The sequence below is a fragment of the Paenibacillus harenae DSM 16969 genome, assembly GCF_000422465.1.
GTDB classification, from domain to species: domain Bacteria; phylum Bacillota; class Bacilli; order Paenibacillales; family Paenibacillaceae; genus Pristimantibacillus; species Pristimantibacillus harenae.
Genome location: NZ_KE383842.1, coordinates 1,346,743 through 1,364,664 on the forward strand (window position 1 = coordinate 1,346,743; position 17,922 = coordinate 1,364,664).

The 17,922-nt window shown below is 50.1% G+C and carries 16 protein-coding genes; all 16 read right to left on the bottom strand.

Going from position 1 to position 17,922, the window contains the following annotated elements:
* Positions 1 to 5: 5 nt before the first annotated feature.
* Complete coding sequence (nusA, locus tag H581_RS0116625; protein ID WP_028610996.1) at positions 6 to 1,103, bottom strand: transcription termination factor NusA; 1,098 nt, start codon at positions 1,101 to 1,103, stop codon at positions 6 to 8.
* A gap of 166 nt (positions 1,104 to 1,269) precedes the next feature.
* Positions 1,270 to 1,731, bottom strand: a complete 462-nt coding sequence (rimP, locus tag H581_RS0116630; protein ID WP_028610997.1) for a ribosome maturation factor RimP — start codon at positions 1,729 to 1,731, stop codon at positions 1,270 to 1,272.
* Positions 1,732 to 1,900: 169 nt separating this feature from the next.
* Positions 1,901 to 6,208 (bottom strand): PolC-type DNA polymerase III, encoded by a 4,308-nt coding sequence (locus H581_RS0116635; RefSeq protein WP_028610998.1) that lies wholly within the window; start codon positions 6,206 to 6,208, stop codon positions 1,901 to 1,903.
* Positions 6,209 to 6,251: 43 nt separating this feature from the next.
* Positions 6,252 to 7,700: a proline--tRNA ligase gene (gene proS, locus H581_RS0116640; protein WP_028610999.1), complete on the bottom strand. Its 1,449-nt coding sequence runs from the start codon at positions 7,698 to 7,700 to the stop codon at positions 6,252 to 6,254.
* A 10-nt stretch (positions 7,701 to 7,710) separates the two neighbouring features.
* Positions 7,711 to 8,985 (bottom strand): RIP metalloprotease RseP, encoded by a 1,275-nt coding sequence (rseP, locus tag H581_RS0116645; RefSeq protein WP_028611000.1) that lies wholly within the window; start codon positions 8,983 to 8,985, stop codon positions 7,711 to 7,713.
* 88 nt (positions 8,986 to 9,073) lie between these two features.
* The gene (locus H581_RS0116650; protein WP_028611001.1) at positions 9,074 to 10,213 is read right to left on the bottom strand and encodes a 1-deoxy-D-xylulose-5-phosphate reductoisomerase; all 1,140 of its coding nucleotides are present in this window, start codon (positions 10,211 to 10,213) and stop codon (positions 9,074 to 9,076) included.
* A 17-nt stretch (positions 10,214 to 10,230) separates the two neighbouring features.
* Positions 10,231 to 11,025: a phosphatidate cytidylyltransferase gene (locus H581_RS0116655; RefSeq protein WP_028611002.1), complete on the bottom strand. Its 795-nt coding sequence runs from the start codon at positions 11,023 to 11,025 to the stop codon at positions 10,231 to 10,233.
* 25 nt (positions 11,026 to 11,050) lie between these two features.
* A complete protein-coding gene (locus H581_RS0116660; protein WP_028611003.1) occupies positions 11,051 to 11,815 on the bottom strand; it encodes an undecaprenyl pyrophosphate synthase in 765 nt (254 codons plus the stop codon).
* 62 nt (positions 11,816 to 11,877) lie between these two features.
* On the bottom strand, positions 11,878 to 12,432 hold the full coding sequence (gene frr / locus H581_RS0116665; protein WP_028611004.1) for a ribosome recycling factor: 555 nt from the start codon (positions 12,430 to 12,432) through the stop codon (positions 11,878 to 11,880).
* Positions 12,432 to 13,160, bottom strand: coding sequence for a UMP kinase (gene pyrH / locus H581_RS0116670; protein WP_028611005.1), 729 nt, complete (start codon positions 13,158 to 13,160; stop codon positions 12,432 to 12,434). The genes frr and pyrH overlap by 1 nt, the downstream gene beginning before the upstream one ends.
* 131 nt (positions 13,161 to 13,291) lie before the next feature.
* A complete protein-coding gene (gene tsf / locus H581_RS0116675) occupies positions 13,292 to 13,942 on the bottom strand; it encodes a translation elongation factor Ts (RefSeq protein WP_028611006.1) in 651 nt (216 codons plus the stop codon).
* Between the two features lie 161 nt (positions 13,943 to 14,103).
* On the bottom strand, positions 14,104 to 14,802 hold the full coding sequence (gene rpsB / locus H581_RS0116680; protein ID WP_028611007.1) for a 30S ribosomal protein S2: 699 nt from the start codon (positions 14,800 to 14,802) through the stop codon (positions 14,104 to 14,106).
* Positions 14,803 to 14,980: 178 nt separating this feature from the next.
* Positions 14,981 to 15,538: a hypothetical protein gene (locus H581_RS0116685; protein ID WP_028611008.1), complete on the bottom strand. Its 558-nt coding sequence runs from the start codon at positions 15,536 to 15,538 to the stop codon at positions 14,981 to 14,983.
* Positions 15,531 to 16,100 carry a DUF6115 domain-containing protein gene (locus H581_RS36510; RefSeq protein WP_028611009.1) on the bottom strand — a complete coding sequence of 190 codons (570 nt, stop codon included), beginning with the start codon at positions 16,098 to 16,100 and terminating at the stop codon, positions 15,531 to 15,533. The genes H581_RS0116685 and H581_RS36510 overlap by 8 nt, the downstream gene beginning before the upstream one ends.
* A gap of 36 nt (positions 16,101 to 16,136) precedes the next feature.
* Complete coding sequence (locus tag H581_RS0116695; RefSeq protein WP_028611010.1) at positions 16,137 to 16,463, bottom strand: hypothetical protein; 327 nt, start codon at positions 16,461 to 16,463, stop codon at positions 16,137 to 16,139.
* Between the two features lie 37 nt (positions 16,464 to 16,500).
* On the bottom strand, positions 16,501 to 17,907 hold the full coding sequence (locus tag H581_RS0116700) for a flagellar assembly protein A (RefSeq protein WP_028611011.1): 1,407 nt from the start codon (positions 17,905 to 17,907) through the stop codon (positions 16,501 to 16,503).
* Between the last annotated feature and the right edge of the window lie 15 nt (positions 17,908 to 17,922).

A 17,922-nucleotide genomic window follows, 5' to 3' on the forward strand; every position in this document is an offset into this window, starting at 1 on the left:
CTCTATTAATCGATGGAAATCGAGTCCTGATGCATAACCGTCGTGAGAGATTTCGGACGGCCGAACTCCTGCTCCGCCTGCGTCTCGCTTTTTATATCGATTTTCCAGCCGGTAAGCTTAGCGGCTAGCCGCGCGTTCTGGCCTTTAATTCCGATCGCAAGCGATAACTGGTAATCGGGAACGATTACCCGGGCCATCTTCTCCTGCTCGTACACGATGACCTCGAGCACCTTCGAAGGGCTGAGCGCATTCGCCACGTATTCATCGACATTCTCGGACCAACGAACGATATCGATTTTTTCGCCTTTCAGCTCGTTTACGATCGTTTGTACGCGCAGCCCTTTTTGGCCGACGCAGGAGCCGACCGGATCAACCTCGGAATTCCGGGAATGCACGGCGATCTTGGAGCGGAAGCCGGCTTCGCGGGCGACGGAACGAATTTCGACGACACCATCATAAATTTCAGGCACCTCTAGCTCGAACAAACGTTTTAACAGGCCGGGATGAGTCCGAGATAAAATAATTTGGGGACCTTTCGTCGTATTCTCCACTTTCGTGATATACGACTTCACGCGGTCGCCGTGCTTGAACTTATCCGTAGGCATTAATTCAGTTAAAGGCAGGACTGCTTCGACTTTCCCGAGATCCACGAACAGATTGCGTACATCCTGACGCTGGACAATGCCGTTCACGATATCCTCTTCCTTATCGATAAATGCGTTGTAGATCAATCCGCGTTCAGCCTCGCGAATGCGCTGCGTCACAACCTGCTTGGCCGTCTGCGCGGCAATTCGCCCGAAATCCCTGGGCGTTACTTCGATTTCCGCCACATCGTCAAGCTGATAATGCGGATTGATTTCACGCGACGCTTCCACCGAAATTTCCAGACGCGGATCCAGCACTTCATCTACGACCGTCTTGCGTGCATATACTTTAATAACGCCGGTATGACGATTAATATCGACACGAACGTTCTGCGCGGTATTAAAATTGCGCTTGTAGCTGGAAATCAGCGCAGCTTCTATCGCTTCCAGGAGCACATCCTTGGTAATCCCCTTGTCTCTTTCAATTTCCTGTAACGCTTCAATAAAATCCATGCTCATTGGAACGGAGCTCCCCCTTTCAATATATAAAACAAGCAGAAACGCCTGTCAGCGTCCTTATCAGAGGACGCAAACCGTTTCGCGGAGAATTCTAAGCGCATATAAGTGTAGAACTTATAAATTCTTAGAATTCAAGTAAAAGCGATTGCTTCTATATTAAAATCGATTAAAACACGATGGCCAATCTCGCGCTCGCAACCTTCGTGTAAGGAATCGTATAATCCTTTTTACCGGTCCGGACAACCGCATTTTCCCCGTCAAATGAAAGCAGCAGCCCCTCGAATTCCTTAGCGCCGCTAATCGGTTCATATGTCGTTAGGAAAACATGCTTGCCGACAGCCTTCCGTACGTCTTCATCTTTCTTCAGAGGACGCTCCGCCCCCGGCGAAGATACCTCCAGAAAATAAGCGTCGCTAATCGGATCGTTCTTATCCAGTTGCTCGCTGACGTACTCGCTGATCCGGCCGCAATCGTCAATATCGATACCGCCTTCTTTATCCACGAATATACGAAGGAAGTAGTTGCTGCCTTCCTTGACGTATTCGATATCAACCAGTTCAAATCCATTGCTGCTGAGATACGGCTGTACCATTTCCTCAACGGCGGTTTTGATTTTGGGTATGCTCAAATTCAGTTGACCTCCCGTTTATACGTGCTATGCCATTTTGCTGAATACAAAACGTAAAGAGTGGGTTTCCCCACTCTTCTGCATCAAAGTCTTTATCATCATCATTGCCAGAAAAATTATAACATAACCGCATAAGTGTGACAAGAAATCTTTTCTAATCCAACCAGCATTAGAACAACGAAAGCTGGTTGGATTCAGGCAATCCGCGGAAGCAGCCCATGCTGCCGAGCACCTCGACGATCGTCTTGGTCGCCTTCGATTTCATTTGGAAATCCTCAATCGACAGAAACTCGCCCTCTTCTCTCGATGCGGCAATATTGCGCGCGGCGTTATCCCCAATCCCGGCGATCGCGGCGAATGGAGGGATCAAGGAGTCGCCCTCCACGAGAAACTTCGTCGCATCTGAACGATATAGGTCGATCGGTTTGAAGGAGTAGCCCCGAGCCGTCATTTCAAGCGACATTTCCAGCTGCGATACCATGTTTTTCTCCTTCGGCAGCGCATTGAAGCCCTTCGCCTCGATTTCGATCAGCTTCCGCAGGATCGCATCGTAGCCTTGGCACAGCAGCTCCAGGTCGAAATCATCGGCTCTTACCGTGAAGTAAGTGGCATAATACTCGATCGGATAATAAAGCTTGAAGTAAGCGGTCCGGACAGCGGAAATGACATAAGCGGCGGCATGCGCCTTCGGAAACATGTATTCAATGCGCAAGCAAGAATCAATGTACCATTGCGGCACCTTGCAGCGCTTCATTTCCTCGATCCATTCCGGCGTTAGCCCTTTACCTTTACGTACGCTCTCCGTAATTTTGAACGCAAGGCCTGCATCCATACCGGCTTTATAGATCAAATAAAGCATTATATCGTCACGACAGCCGATAACCGTCTTAATGTTGCAGGTGCCGTTCTTAATCAGCTCCTGGGCATTGCCGAGCCAAACGCCGGTTCCGTGCGACAAGCCGGAGATTTGCAGCAAGTCGGCAAAGGACGATGGCTGCGTCTCCTGAAGCATCTGCCGGACAAATTTTGTTCCCATTTCGGGGACGCCGTAGGTGGCCACGGCGGAGCGGATCGCTTCCGGAGTGACGCCAAGCGCTGTCGTCGAGTTGAACATACTCATGACCTTAGGGTCATTCATCGGAATGGTTGTCGGATCAACCCCCGTCAGATCCTGCAGCATCCGCATCATCGTCGGATCATCGTGCCCCAGAATATCAAGCTTCAGCAGATTCTCGTCGAAGGCATGATAGTCAAAATGGGTCGTTTTCCATTCCGCGTTCACATCATCCGCCGGATATTGCACCGGCGTAATGTCTTCGACCTCAATGTAATCGGGAACGACGACAATGCCGCCCGGATGCTGCCCCGTGCTGCGTTTCACTCCCGTACAGCCGCTTGCAAGTCTCGCGAGCTCGGCGCCGCGCCATTTCTTGTTATGCTCCTCTTCGAATTTCTTTGCGAAGCCGTAGGCGGTTTTCTCTGCAACCGTACCGATCGTGCCTGCGCGGAATACGCTTTTCTCGCCGAATATCTCCTTCGTGAAATTATGCGCGATCGGCTGATAATCGCCCGAGAAGTTAAGATCGATATCGGGAACCTTGTCGCCCTTGAAGCCAAGGAAGGTTTCGAACGGAATATCCTGCCCTTCGCCTTTCATCGGCTGGCCGCAATTCGGACATAGCTTGTCCGGCAGGTCAAAGCCGCTCGGAACGCTTCCGTCCAAAAACCATTCGCTGTGGCGGCAATCCGAATTTTTGCACAAATAATGGGCCGGCAGCGGATTAACCTCGGATATGCCGAGGAACAACGCAACGACGGAAGAACCGACGGAGCCCCTGGATCCTACGAGATAGCCGTCCGCATTCGACTTCTTAACGAGCTTCTCCGAGATGAGATAGTTCGCCGAAAACTTATATTTAATAATAGGAATGAGTTCTTTCTCGAGCCGGTCGATGACGACCTGCGGGAGTTCTTCGCCATACATGGATTTTGCCGTGTCGTAGCAGGTGTTGCGGATCTCTTCATCCGCGCCTTCGATATTCGGAGCGAACAGCCCGGTAGGAAACATATCGTATGGCTCGAACCGGTCCGCCAGTTCATTCGTGTTCGTGATCACAACCTCGCGCGCCCTTGCTTCGCCCAGAAATGCAAACTCGGCAAGCATCTCGTCCGTTGTTCGAAAATGCGCATCCGGCTTGCGCATTCCTTTTAAAGGACTGAAGCCCGTTATGCCATGGATCGTAATATCACGGTACATTTTGTCCCGCGGGTTTAAATAATGGACATTCCCCGTCGCGATAACCGGCTTGCCAAGCTCGTCTCCGATTTGGCAAACCCGTCTCAGCGCCTGTTCGATTTCGGCGCGGCTTCCGACGAGGCCCTTCTCGACGAGATGCATGTAGAAATCAATCGGCTGAATCTCAAGCACGTCATAGAAACGGGCGACCTCCACCGCTTCCTCCTGCGATTTATTCAGCACCGTCTCGAAAAACTCGCTCTTCTCGCAGCCGGAAATGACGAGCAAGCCTTCCCGAAGTTCGGTGAGCTTGCTCTTCGGAATCGTTGCTACCCTCTTGAAATATTCGGTATGGGATAAGGAAATGAGCTTGAACAGATTTTTTTTGCCAACTGCGTTTAACGCATAAATATTGCAATGGAACGGCCGAGTATTCGATAAATCAATGCCGACATAATCGTTTAATTGATGCAGGTTCGTTATATTGCGTTCCGCTGCATCGGCAATAAGACCGTATAAAATGCCGCCCAACGCCAGGGAATCGTCCACGGCGCGGTGATGATTTTCAAGACTGATCTTGTATTTGTCGGCCAGCGTATTCAACCTATGGTTTTTGAGAGACGGATGAATAAACCGGGCCAGCTCCAGCGTATCCAAAACCGGATTTTTAAGCTCCGGCATGCCCAGCGCCTTGCAGTTCGCTTGGATAAAGCCGATATCGAATCTGGCATTATGCGCGACAAGCACGTCGTCGCCGATGAATTCCACGAACTCCCTCAGCTTAGGCTCAAGCTCAGGCTGTCCTTTCACCATATCATCCGTTATGTTCGTAAGCTGCTGGATATGATAAGGAATCTTTTCGTGCGGGTCAATAAGGGTGGAGAAACGGTCGATTTCTTTACCGTCCCGCATTTTCACGCCGGCGAGCTCGATGATCTTATTATTAATAACGGACAATCCTGTCGTCTCGATATCGAACACGATGTATGTTGCCGCAGCGAGCGGTTCAGGCCTTGATTCCAGTACCATCGGCACCGCATCGTTTACGACATTCGCTTCCACGCCGAACAGTACTTTAATGCCGTGCTTTTTGGCTGCCTTATTGGCGTCGGGGTAACACTGCACATTGCTGTGGTCGGTAACCGCAATCGCTTTGTGCCCCCACTTCGCAGCCGTTTTGATGTACGCGTCTACGGGGGTGACCGCATCCATGACGCTCATTGTCGTATGAAGATGAAACTCCACCCTCTTTTCTTCGGCCTTATCCATACGGTCAGGCGGCGCCTTGACTTCATGCAAATCATTCGGCATCATGACGAGCTCCGGCTCCTGCATGAACCGGTCATATTCGATCCGGCCGCGCGCCTTGACCCATTTGCCGTTCGCAAGCTGATTCAATATTTTTACATCGTCCTTCGTTTTGGCGAACATCTTCATGGCAATCGAATCCGAGAAGTCGGTTACGTTGAAGGTAAACAAAGTGCTGCCGTTGCGCAGCTCCTTCACATCAAGCCCGAATACGGCTCCCTGCACCGTAATTTTCTTCTCTTCCTCAACGATATTCATAAGCGGGACGGGTACTTCCTTAATGTCGTAGCCGACGGCAAGCCTTACTTCGCCTTCATCCTCAGGCTCCGATTCGGACTGGGAGCTAGCCATGAGCTGTTGAACGAATTCCCGGTCCTCCTGAACCATCTTAAGCGCATGCTCGTCGTAAATCTCCTGCCTCGCCTCGCTTACCATCATCTTCACTCTGCATGAACGACCGAAATAAGTGTTGTAAAAACGAATGATTTCATCGTCCAGACGTTTCTTGCGGGCAAGCTCTAAGCCGGTATTATCAAGCAGCGACAAGATCAATAGATCGCCTTCCGCCTCGATTTGCGCTTTCTGCAGCCATCCGTTAACGGAGGCGATTTCGCGCTGCACCCATTCGATAAATAACCCCCAGTATTGGAGGAGGATCGATTCGGTCTCTATGACCGGATCATACAATAGTTGAAAAGAAATAGAAGATATATGCTCGAATTTCATTCGTACGGCTTGACATAAACCGTTATAGGCCTGTAAAGGAACCATGGACGTTTTGCGGATGCAAAACGTCCATTCCCGATTGCTGTTGCTTACGATAACCTGATCGATATATCCGTCTTGAAAATATTGCAGGATAAGATCCTGCGGCAGCTCCGCATGCTGCAATAGCAGCTCGAAACGCTGCCGCTTGTCTGCGGTTTGGCTCATATGGGTACACTCCTTAAGATCCGAACCGAACTAGCTTCAGTTCTTAATAAGCACGGGCAAATACGACGGTATGCTCGGCTGGGTCGCCGCATACCAGGCATGCTTTCTTTTGTTCTGACGGCGTAAACGGTATATTGCGGCTGGTAGCCCCGGTTTCTTCCTTAACTTGCTTCTCGCAAGCGGCTGAACCGCACCATCCGGCTTCAACGAAGCCTCTTTGTTCTTCCAGGAAGCTCTTCATTTCATCCAGGGTGTCGACGGAACGGGAATTGTCAATCCGGAACTGCTTCGCTCTATCGAACATAACTTGCTGCGTTTCGGCTAGGAAAGCCTCAACCTCGGCAATGAGGTTAGCCTGCTGTACAATCCGTTTCTCGCCGGTAATCCGCGAGACGAGAACGACTTGTCCGTTCTCCATATCTCTAGGCCCAAGCTCCAGCCGCAGCGGAATTCCGCGCATTTCGTACTCGTTGAACTTCCACCCCGGACTTACGTCGGTGCGATCGTCAACGCGCACGCGGATGCCCGCTTTCTTCAGCTCCGCATACAGCTCGTCCACTCGGCCTACAACCTGATCCCGCAGCTTTGCCGGACCGATTGGAATCATAATGACTTGCGTAGGCGCAACCTTAGGCGGCAGAGCAAGACCGCGGTCATCGCCGTGAACCATTATTAGGGCGCCGATCAGACGCGTACTGACCCCCCATGAGGTTGTATGGGCATACTGCAGCGCATTCTCACGATCCAGGAACTTGATGTCGAACGCTACGGCAAACTTGGTGCCGAGATAGTGTGACGTTCCCGCTTGAACCGCCTTGCCATCCTTCATCATGGCTTCGATCGAATATGTCTCGACCGCGCCGGCAAATCTCTCGGAAGGAGTCTTCTCTCCCTTGACGACCGGAATCGCCAGAAATTCTTCGACGAACTGCGTATAGACGTCCAGCATTTGCATCGTTTCCTGACGCGCTTCGCCTTCCGTCTCATGAGCGGTATGGCCTTCCTGCCATAAAAATTCGCTCGTGCGCAGAAACGGCATCGTCCGCTTCTCCCAGCGAACAACATTCGCCCACTGATTGATCAGCAAGGGCAAATCCCGATAGGATTGAATCCATTTCGAATACATATGACCGAACATCGTCTCCGACGTCGGACGAATCGCGAGACGCTCTTCGAGCTTCTCGCCCGCCGCTTCCGTTACCCACGGCAGCTCGGGGTTAAAGCCCTCCACATGCTCTTTTTCCTTCTGAAAAAAGCTTTCCGGAATAAACAAGGGAAAATAAGCGTTGCGATGACCCGTTTCCTTAAAACGACGGTCTAAATCGCGTTGTATGTTTTCCCAGAGCTCATAACCTTCTGGACGGAAAACAATACAGCCCCTTACCGGCGAATAATCCATAAGCTCGGCTTTTTTTATAACATCAATATACCATCTGGAGAAATCCTCGCTTTGCGGCGTAATTTCGGTAACAAACTGTTTATCTTTTGACATGAGCGACTGACTACTCCCCTCTTACCAATCGTAAAATATCATTATAGGTGACAACCAGCATAAGCAGCATAATGAGCGCAAAGCCCACGAAGTGCACCATGCTCTCCCGGTTCGGATCGATCGGGCGCCGGCGAATCGCTTCGATCCCGAGGAAAATAAGCCTGCTGCCGTCCAATGCCGGGATGGGCAGCAAATTGAATATGCCTAAGTACAAGCTAAGCAGTGCCGTCCATGAAGTGAGCTGCGCAATGCCTTTTTGCGCGATTTGACTCGTCACTTCCGCTGTCCTGACGGGTCCGCCGAGATCGTCCAGCTTAAACTCGCCGAATAGAAGCTTTTTGAAGCCCTCAAATATGCTTTTCGTCATTTCCTTCATGTAGGTGGCCGCGCCTGTGAACGTTTCGGAGAAAGTAGCCGGTCGCGTCGGCAGCGCCGCACTGATACCGACCTTTCCGACCCCTTCGTCATTCGGCTCCGGCGTAATCGTGATTTGCTGCGCTTTGCCGTTACGAATGATATCCATCTTCACCGGTACATTCGGCGATTTTCCGATAATATCGATCATCTTTTCGAAGTCCGCGCCAATTTTCACGCCGTTTACCGCATCAATAACGTCACCTCTCCGCAAGTCTGCATTATCCGCAGGCATGCCGGCTGTAATTTCATTAACGAGCAGCTTGTCTGGATTATCGACCGGAATACCCGCCATCTGGATATATGCGGCAAATAGAATAAAAGCGAGCACAAAATTCATCATCGGCCCGGCAAAAATAGCTAAAGCCCGTTGACCTACCGTTTTGCTTCCAAATTGCCTGTCAAACGGAGCGATTTGGGTTTCTCTGCCTTTGGTGATCATCAGTGCTTGAGGATGAACCGTATACGTTTCATTCTCCCCTTCAACGTCGAGCGTAAGGGAAAGCTTCCGTTCCAAGTCAATGTTAACAACTTCGCCGCGAATAACGCCGCTCCGCTCGTCAAGACGGTCCAGGTACAGCCTTGTCACTTTGTCTTCCTTTATTCTGACTGCAATGGTCTGTCCGGGCTGTACTTCGACGATTTCCGGATCCTCGCCCGCCATTCTCACGAACCCGCCGGCCGGAATAAGCCTAAGCGTGTATTTCGTCTCTCCCCTTTTTAACGAAAACAATTTCGGCCCAAAGCCGATTGCAAATTCCCGAACCAAAATACCCGCTCGTTTAGCAAAGAAGTAATGACCCCATTCATGGATCGTTACGATTACAAAAAAAACGAGTACCGTCAAAAAGACCACCTGAATCATATGCATTAAGCTGAAGCCTCCTGTTCGTTACGGCCTGTACATAGATTATCATTATTCTCCCGTCCGATACAAGAGAACCGGTATTTGATCCGGCTTATACCGTTTCTGCCATACTGCGCGCCCAAGCGTCTACCTCAGCGATCATTTGCAAATCATTCATATCGGAAGCTTCATGCCTGCTGACGACCGTCTCCAAGATCCTCTCGATATCCAGAAATGTGATTGCGCCCCGGAGAAAACGGGCAACGGCCACTTCGTTCGCCGCATTAAATACAGCCGGAGCCGATTGGCCGGAACGGCCGCATTCAAAGGCGAGCCGCAAACACGGATAGCGGTTGAAATCCATTTCGCGAAACTGGAGTTTGCCGATTTCCGCCAGACGCAGCCGGTTTGTCGGCGTAACATTCCGCTCCGGATAGGAAAGCGCATATTGGATCGGCACCCGCATATCCGGCAGTCCCATCTGTGCGATGATACTGTGATCGGCAAATTCCACGTAGGAGTGAATGATGCTCTCCGGATGAATAATGACATCTATTTGATCATATGTAACGTCGAACAGCCATCTTGCTTCTATGACCTCTAATCCTTTGTTAACCATCGTCGCGGAATCGATCGTAATCTTCGCCCCCATCGACCAATTGGGATGATTAAGCGCTTCGGCTACCGTTACGCCTTCGAGTTGCTGCCTTGTACGATCGCGGAACGAACCGCCGGATGCCGTTAACGTTATTTGGTTCACCGCGCTCCGGTCTTCCCCGTTTAAGCATTGGAAAATTGCCGAATGTTCGCTGTCTATGGGCAGTATCGATACCTGCCGCTGTCTAGCCCGTTCCATCACAATATGTCCGGCGGTGACCAAAGTCTCTTTATTAGCTAACCCGATCATCTTCCCCGCATCGATAGCCGCTAATGTGGGAGGAAGTCCTCTGCTTCCGACAATAGCCGTAACGACGACGTCAGCGTCCGTTCCTGCCGCCACCTCAATTAATCCTTCTTCGCCATAAACAACCTTGGTCCCTGCGGGCAAATGGGGTTTGGCGGCATCGGCATCCGATTTGGTAGCAAGGCTGACGATAGCAGGCTTAAATCTCTTAGCCTGTGCAATTAACAATTCTACGTTTGCGCCAGCCGAGAGACCGCTGATTTCGTACCGTTCAGGGTCGTGCGCGACGATATCCAGCGTTTGCGTTCCGATAGAGCCCGTCGAACCCATTATACTAATCTTTTTCAAGAGAAAACCCTCCAAACTTATACGGGAAGCAGCTCTGTCAGCAGTAACAGCGGAAATACGATAATCCAGCTGTCACATCTGTCGAGAACGCCTCCATGCCCCGGCAGAAGCGAGCCGGTATCCTTTATATCTCTTACCCGCTTATATGCGGATTGAATTAAATCTCCGAATTGACCGGCAACCGCAGCAACTAATCCGATTAGCAGAGCTTTAGGGAAATCAATGAGCTCCGGCGCGTTCCACGCGAACAGCGCCGACACAAGAAGCGAGAGCATTATGCCGCCGGCAGCGCCTTCGATCGTTTTGTTCGGGCTAATCGACGGCCATAGCTTCGTCCGTCCAAAGGCCTTTCCCGCAAAATACGCTCCTATATCGGAAGCCCAGATGCAGCCGAAGGAAAGAAATGTCCAGAACAGTCCATGCTGCTCCACCTGACGAACTTCAATCATGGCCGCGAAGCCGTAGCCTACATATAAAGCGCCAAGCAACATGAGCGCGGCGCCGTCAATCGTCGTTTTATTTTTTGTTAAGACGGTCAGGGCAAGCAGCAGAAAAGCCAGCATCCACAGCACCGTTAATTCCGAAGGAACGCGAATTCCCCAATCCGACCATGGCAGCACAAATAGCAGTACGCCCGCATAGCCAAGAAGCGAAGACGGATGCGACCACCCTACACCGTTCATGCGTGAATATTCTGTAAAACCGATAATAGCCAGCAGCACGAGCAATCCGGTATATAACCATCCGCCTACCACTGTCAGCCCTATAAACAGCGCGCCTGCTATTACGCCAGTAATAATCCGTTGTTTCAATAATGTCACACTCCGTCACCTGAAGCTACAAACCGCCATATCTTCTCGCCCGGCGCTGATATTCCATAATCGCTTCCTGGAAATGCATTTCCGTAAACTCAGGCCAATATACGTCCGTAAACCACAATTCACTATATGCAAGCTGCCACAGCATAAAATTGCTTAAGCGAAGCTCGCCGCTTGTACGGATTAGCAGATCCGGGTCCGGAAGGCCGCTTGTCAGCAATCGGTCAGCCATCACTTTATCATCTATCTCCTCAATCGCCATCCGCCCTTGTTGGACTTCCGATGCGATATCCCTTACCGCTTCGAGCATCTCAATCCGGCTGCCATAATTCAATGCAAAATTAAGTACAAGACCCGTATTATTCGCCGTTTTGACAATTGCTTCCTCTACCGCGCTTATCGTGTATGGCGGCAGATCCTTTTTGTGGCCCATCATGCGAACCTGAACGTTATTGGCTATCAATTCCTCTAATTCAATTTCAAGAAATTGCTGTGGTAATTTCATAAGAAAATCCACTTCAGCCTTAGGACGTTTCCAGTTTTCCGTTGAAAATGCGTATAGCGTTAAATATTTGACGCCCAGCCGGTCTGCGGCCATCGTAATGCGTTTGACCGCCTTCATGCCGGAATGATGACCTGCCATCCGAGGCAGTCCACGATCTTTTGCCCAGCGGCCGTTCCCGTCCATAATGATTGCAACATGTTCAGGTACATTCTCATTGGCCTCAGGTTCGCCCGGCTGCAAGGATGATTTGCCGAATTTGGCCCAAAGTCGCTCGATCATCTGACTTCCTCCCAACCGAAATCAAAACCAAACCCCACCTATCGGAGGGGCTCAGAATATCATTATACTTCCATAATTTCTTTTTCTTTGGCTGAAAGGACTTTATCAACTTCTGTGATGTATTTATCGGTCGCCTTCTGAATGTCTTCTTGATGACCGCGGGACTCATCCTCAGAAATTGTTGTTTTCTCCAGTTTCTTCACGGCGTCGTTCGCATCGCGTCGAATATTGCGAATCGCGACCTTCGCGTCTTCACCGAACTTCTTCGATGTTTTTACGAGCTCAGCACGGCGTTCTTCCGTGAGCGGCGGGATTGAGATACGAATCGACGTACCATCGTTCGAAGGGTTTAGGCCAAGATCCGACTTCATGATCGCCTTCTCAATGGCTGCCATTGATGATTTATCCCATGGCTGAATAAACAATGTCCGTGAATCCGGCGTATTAATGTTAGCAAGCTGATTCAGCGGCGTCATGGCGCCATAGTATTCGACTTGAATGCGATCAAGCAAGGCAGGATTCGCTTTGCCGGCACGGAGCGTCGACAAGTCGCGCTTCATTGCCGTAATCGCCTTCTCCATGCGTTCTTCGGCATTTTTCTTTATTTCTTGAGGCATTATTTGGCACTTCCTTTCACTATCGTTCCGATTTTCTCACCCAGGACGACGCGTTTAATATTCCCTTTCTCGGTAATCGCGAACACGATAAGCGGAATATTGTTGTCCATGCATAGCGAGGCTGCAGTTGAATCCATGACGCCTAGATTCCGGTTGAGCATATCAAGGTATGTAAGCTCCTCGAACTTCTCGGCTGTGTTGTCTTTGAACGGATCGGCCGAGTAAACGCCGTCTACTTTATTCTTCGCCATCAAAATCACTTCAGCTTCAATTTCGGCTGCGCGCAAGGCGGCTGTCGTATCGGTCGAGAAAAACGGATTGCCCGTTCCGGCTGCGAAAATGACGACGCGGCCTTTCTCCAGGTGGCGAATTGCGCGGCGGCGAATATACGGCTCAGCGATCTGCTGCATGGCGATCGACGTTTGTACGCGAGTAGGCACATCGATTTGTTCCAGAGCATCCTGAAGCGCAAGCGAGTTCATGACCGTCGCCAGCATCCCCATATAGTCAGCTGTCGCACGGTCAATCCCTTTCGCTGAACCCGCGATACCCCGCCAAATGTTCCCTCCGCCAGTGACGATAGCCACTTCAACGCCAAGCTCGACAACTTCCTTCACTTGGTTGGCGATCGAGGAAATGACAGTCGACTCAATACCGTAGCCTTCTTGTCCCGACAATGATTCACCGCTAACTTTCAAGACGATACGTTTATATACAGGATGTTCCAACGTGAATACCTCCATCATGCACCTCAGCTGCCCGAGGTCCTTCAAATATAGTCTTGCAATCGAGCCGATAGGATAGGGTCTATTCATAAAAGCAGGCGGGGCGGACGCCCCGCCCCGCCTGTGCGTTCGGATTAAAGTTTCGCTTGAGCCATAACCTCTTCAACGAAATTGTCTACTTTTTTCTCAAGACCTTCGCCGAGCTCGTATCGTACGAAGCGACGGATCGAAATATTCTCGCCGATTGCGCTGATTTTTTCATTCAGCAAAGTCGAGATTGTTTTGTCCGGGTCTTTAATGAAGGATTGCTCCAACAAACAGTACTCTTCATAATATTTCGAAATACGGCCTTCAACCATTTTCTCAACGATTTTCTCAGGCTTGCCTTCGTTTAGCGCTTGAGCCTTCAAAATTTCGCGCTCTTTATCAAGCTCATCCGTTGGAACTTCTTCACGGCGGACGAATTTCGGATTAGCTGCAGCGATTTGCATCGCGACATCTCTTGCAAATTCGCGGAATTGATCCGTCTTGGCAACGAAGTCGGTCTCACAGTTAACTTCAACGATAACGCCGATCCGGCCGCCGGCGTGGATATACGATTCAACTACGCCTTCCGTAGCGATACGTCCTGCTTTGTTAGCCGCCGCCGCCAAACCTTTCTCGCGAAGCAAAGCAATCGCTTTGTCGATATCGTTGTTTGTTTCGTCCAAAGCTTTTTTGCAATCGAGCATTCCTGCTCCCGTTCTTTCACGTAGTTCCTTTACCGCGCTAGCACTAACCGCCATTATAAGCCCTCCTGTAAATTAGGCGAAGCGAAGCCCGCTTCGTCCATGTGTACTTGTTGGTTATTTTACCATATTTTCTTCGTTGATTTACGTTCAAAAAAAGGGCAGTGAGAGGCTTATCACCATCTGACCACCCTTTGTTGACTTGATTAATAATCTAATTAAGCCGTTGTTTGCTCGCCTTGGTTAGCTTCCACGATTGCGTCAGCCATTTTCGAAGTCAACAACTTAACGGCGCGGATTGCATCGTCATTACCCGGAATGACATAGTCGATTTCGTCCGGATCACAGTTTGTATCCACTATACCAACGATTGGAATTCCAAGCTTGCGAGCTTCTGCAACTGCAATGCGCTCTTTGCGCGGATCGATAATGAACAGCGCGCTTGGCAAGCCTTTCATGCCTTTGATACCGCCGAGGAATTTCTCCAAACGGTCTTTTTCTTTGCGAAGAATGATAACTTCTTTCTTAGGCAGAACCTCGAAAGTGCCGTCCTCTTCCCATTTTTCAAGCTGCTTCAAACGATCGATACGCTTCTGGATCGTTTGGAAGTTTGTCAATGTTCCGCCAAGCCAGCGTTGATTGATGTAGAAGTTACCGCAACGTTCCGCTTCTTCCTTTACGGAATCTTGAGCTTGTTTTTTCGTGCCTACGAACAGCATAGTGCCGCCCTCAGCAGCGATCGATTTAACAAAGTTGTACGCTTCGTCAACCTTTTTAACCGTTTTTTGCAAATCGATAATGTAAATTCCGTTTCTTTCTGTGAAGATATAACGATCCATCTTCGGGTTCCAACGACGAGTCTGATGACCGAAGTGTACCCCAGCTTCTAGAAGCTGTTTCATGGAAATAACCGCCATTTCTTCAACACCTCCTGTAATGGTTTTATAGTGCTCCCTCCGCCAGTCGCATCTTTTGTCAAAACTCCCGCCGTGCGGAAGCACCATTTGACAAAATTGACCTGCGTGCGTTTTTAACACCGAAAATTAATATACCATAGATACATAGCTAACGCAACATTCGTTTATGGTTTATCGGCTATTCCGTCTTTGTTTTCTCCGCGATCGCTTCCGCCTGCTCTAGGGTTAAAGGTTTTTTCGTAACGATTGTAACCGCCTCCGCCACGGATATTCCTTCCGGGAACAAAAAGAAACCCGCACGAACCCGTTTGTCGTCTTCCTTCATAATTTTGACGAATTTTGCCTGATTCCCGATAATATGATTCGAGAATAACAGCTCTGCCGTCTGGCTGAGCGTAGTCCCCGCTTCAATCCGAATGAGACGCTCCTTTGCGGCTATATCGGGCTTCTCACTATTTGTATGTAATGCCTCATCCGCTGCAGGCTTATCCTCTGAGGAAGCTTCCTTCTCCTCGGCTGCCGGCTCCGAATCTTTCTTTTCATTTAATAGTGCCGAATCGCGTTCCGCCTTCAGCAGCGCATCCACTTCCGATTGCGTATAAAGATGTTCATCCGTTGCGCCGATCTGCTTCAAGTTATCCTTGCTTTGCTCGCCAAGCAGCATCAATTGAAAAAGCAGAGCTCCAATCATAATACCGGAGCCGAGTCCGATCAAAAAGAACCGATTCTTAAGCATGCGCGGCATCCTCCTGCTTGGCAAGCTGAAGGATAAGCTGTACTTCGCCTTTATTCATTCCCAGTTTTTTGGATATCGCCTCAATGGACTTTCCTTGATCGTACAAATGGAACAACTCCGAATAACGTGCGTGAATGGAGTTAGTCTGAAGCGGAGCTTCGTTAGCCGCAGCGGCAGGTTGTTCGCCTTCCCGAGGCTTTAATGCCGGGGATAGCGCTTCAGCCTGTTGATTCGGCTGTACTGCCTGCCGCGGAAGCATAGCGGGGCTAGCAGGCGATTGTTGAAGATGATCTGCAAGCTGATCGCATTTTCGCTCCAGCAAAGCGATCCTCTTCTCCATAAGATTCGCATCCTGCTTGGCGTCATGCTGCGCTTTGGCAACAAGCTGCACGAGCTCCTCGTTATCCTTCTCCATATTTTCCATAAACTGCTCAAGCGCTGTTTCCATATTTTGAACCGAATGGGCCGGAATCGCGGCGTTTTGTTTTTTGCGGGGCATTGCCAGAGCGCCGACAATGACAACCGCGCCGAGCAATAAAATATATTGTAAGTATGGCTGCATCGTTCATACCTGCCCTTCTCCTGGATGCTGCTCCGTTTATAGCTTTATGTCGACATGATGTCCTTTGAACGGATGAACGGGTCGCTGCGTGTCTTCATGCTCCGCCGAATCCGCGGCTGCTTGCTTACGTTTATCGCTCCGTTCTTCCTCACCTTGCCGTCCTTCCTTCTCGCTCCTTACGTGAAGGCCAGTCGTATGCTCGATTCCTGTATTCTTGCTTCTCAGCTGCTCCGTTTGCTTGGCTGACTGGTCAGCCAGCATGTTCTGATCGGCAACCGGCTTATGTGCGGCCTGCCCGTACATTCCGCTAAATTCCTGGGTGCGCGGAATCGACATTTGCAAATCAATGGATTTATAAGTCAAATCGGCTCACCTCATCGCAAGACGTTTTCCGCCAACATCACGGGGTAAAAGGGACGAGAACGATATCTCCGTCGGAATATCGGAAAGACACGCGCTGCGCGGAATCCTTTATATATTTCGTATATCTGCCGATTACGATTTTCGTGCCTCCGTATACGGTATTTGCCACGTTGATTCTCGACTGATCCGAATCCTCCAGCGTTTTTTCGATTTCGAGAATACGCTGCTTCGTTTGATCGTTTTCCAATACCGTCTGGCGCTTCGTAGCCGTCAGCTTAATTCGCAAACCAAGCTTGTCCGGGGTAAGTTGGCCCGCAGCCGCTAATTGATCAAGAATCGTAAGAGCTTTATCCGTTTTCTCCAGGTTCTCGTTATTTTGCTTGAATTTGGTCCTGAGCTCAAGAAGCTCAGTCCGGTATTCGGGTTTAACCCCTACCTCGATCGAGGTTGCGGTTGACATGGAGTTTCCGATGGTCCTCGCGCTGACGAGATCGCCCGCCTGAATGAGCCCTCCGACAATGAGAGCCTTCGCCCCGGAGCAAACCACGTTTTTTCCCGCTCTCACATGCGAATGCATAATGCTTTGCGACACCAGCACATCTTCGCCGGCAATGACGTTTCCATCCTGTATAAAAGAGCTCCGTACATTGCAAGCCGCTTTGACAAAACCTTTGTTCCCTGCCATAATGCCGCCGGTAATTTCGATCGAGCCGTCCGTTTCGATCTCGGCTCCTTCGACTCCGCCGACGATTCTAATATCTCCGGAAGCTCGAATGCGAAAACCGCTAAGCACATTGCCGCGTATAACAACGGTGCCGATAAAATCAATGTTCCCTACACGGTAGTCCACGTCGCCGTTCACTTCATAAACCGGAAATACATTAATTTTGTCTTTGTCGGTCAATGTGATGAGACCGTCTATGGCTGCGTACATTGCCGTTTTATTATCGTTCACTACGACGTTTTTGCCGACTTTAAACCGGGCCTGCTTTCCGTATTTGGGTGGGATCTCTTCGCCCGTTACGGACATGCCCGGCGCCCCGGGCTCCGGCTCGTACCTTTCCGCGATCAATTGGCCCCGCTTTACATTTTTTAGCTTCACGACTTCTTTAAAATCAACCTTCCCGTCATCAAGCTCTGCCGGACGGTTATCCTGCTTCTCCATATCGTAAGCAAGCTTGATAAAGCCGTCCTTGCCCGGCAAAGCGGGATCCCCTTCAGCGACCAAAGTCTGCTCCTTATAATAAGCAAGAGGATTTGCGCAAATTTGCTTCAGCACCTCGGTTCGGAGTCCATGGACAACCCCATTTCCGCGTATAAAACGTTCAAGCTCCTCGTCGCGAATAAGAAATTCATCCGTCATTCGATTAAAAGTCAAAAAGGCAGACTGCTTGTCAGCTGATGTCTGGATACGCAGGTATGATTCTAATTGTTGATTGTCCACCTTACTCCCCCCTTT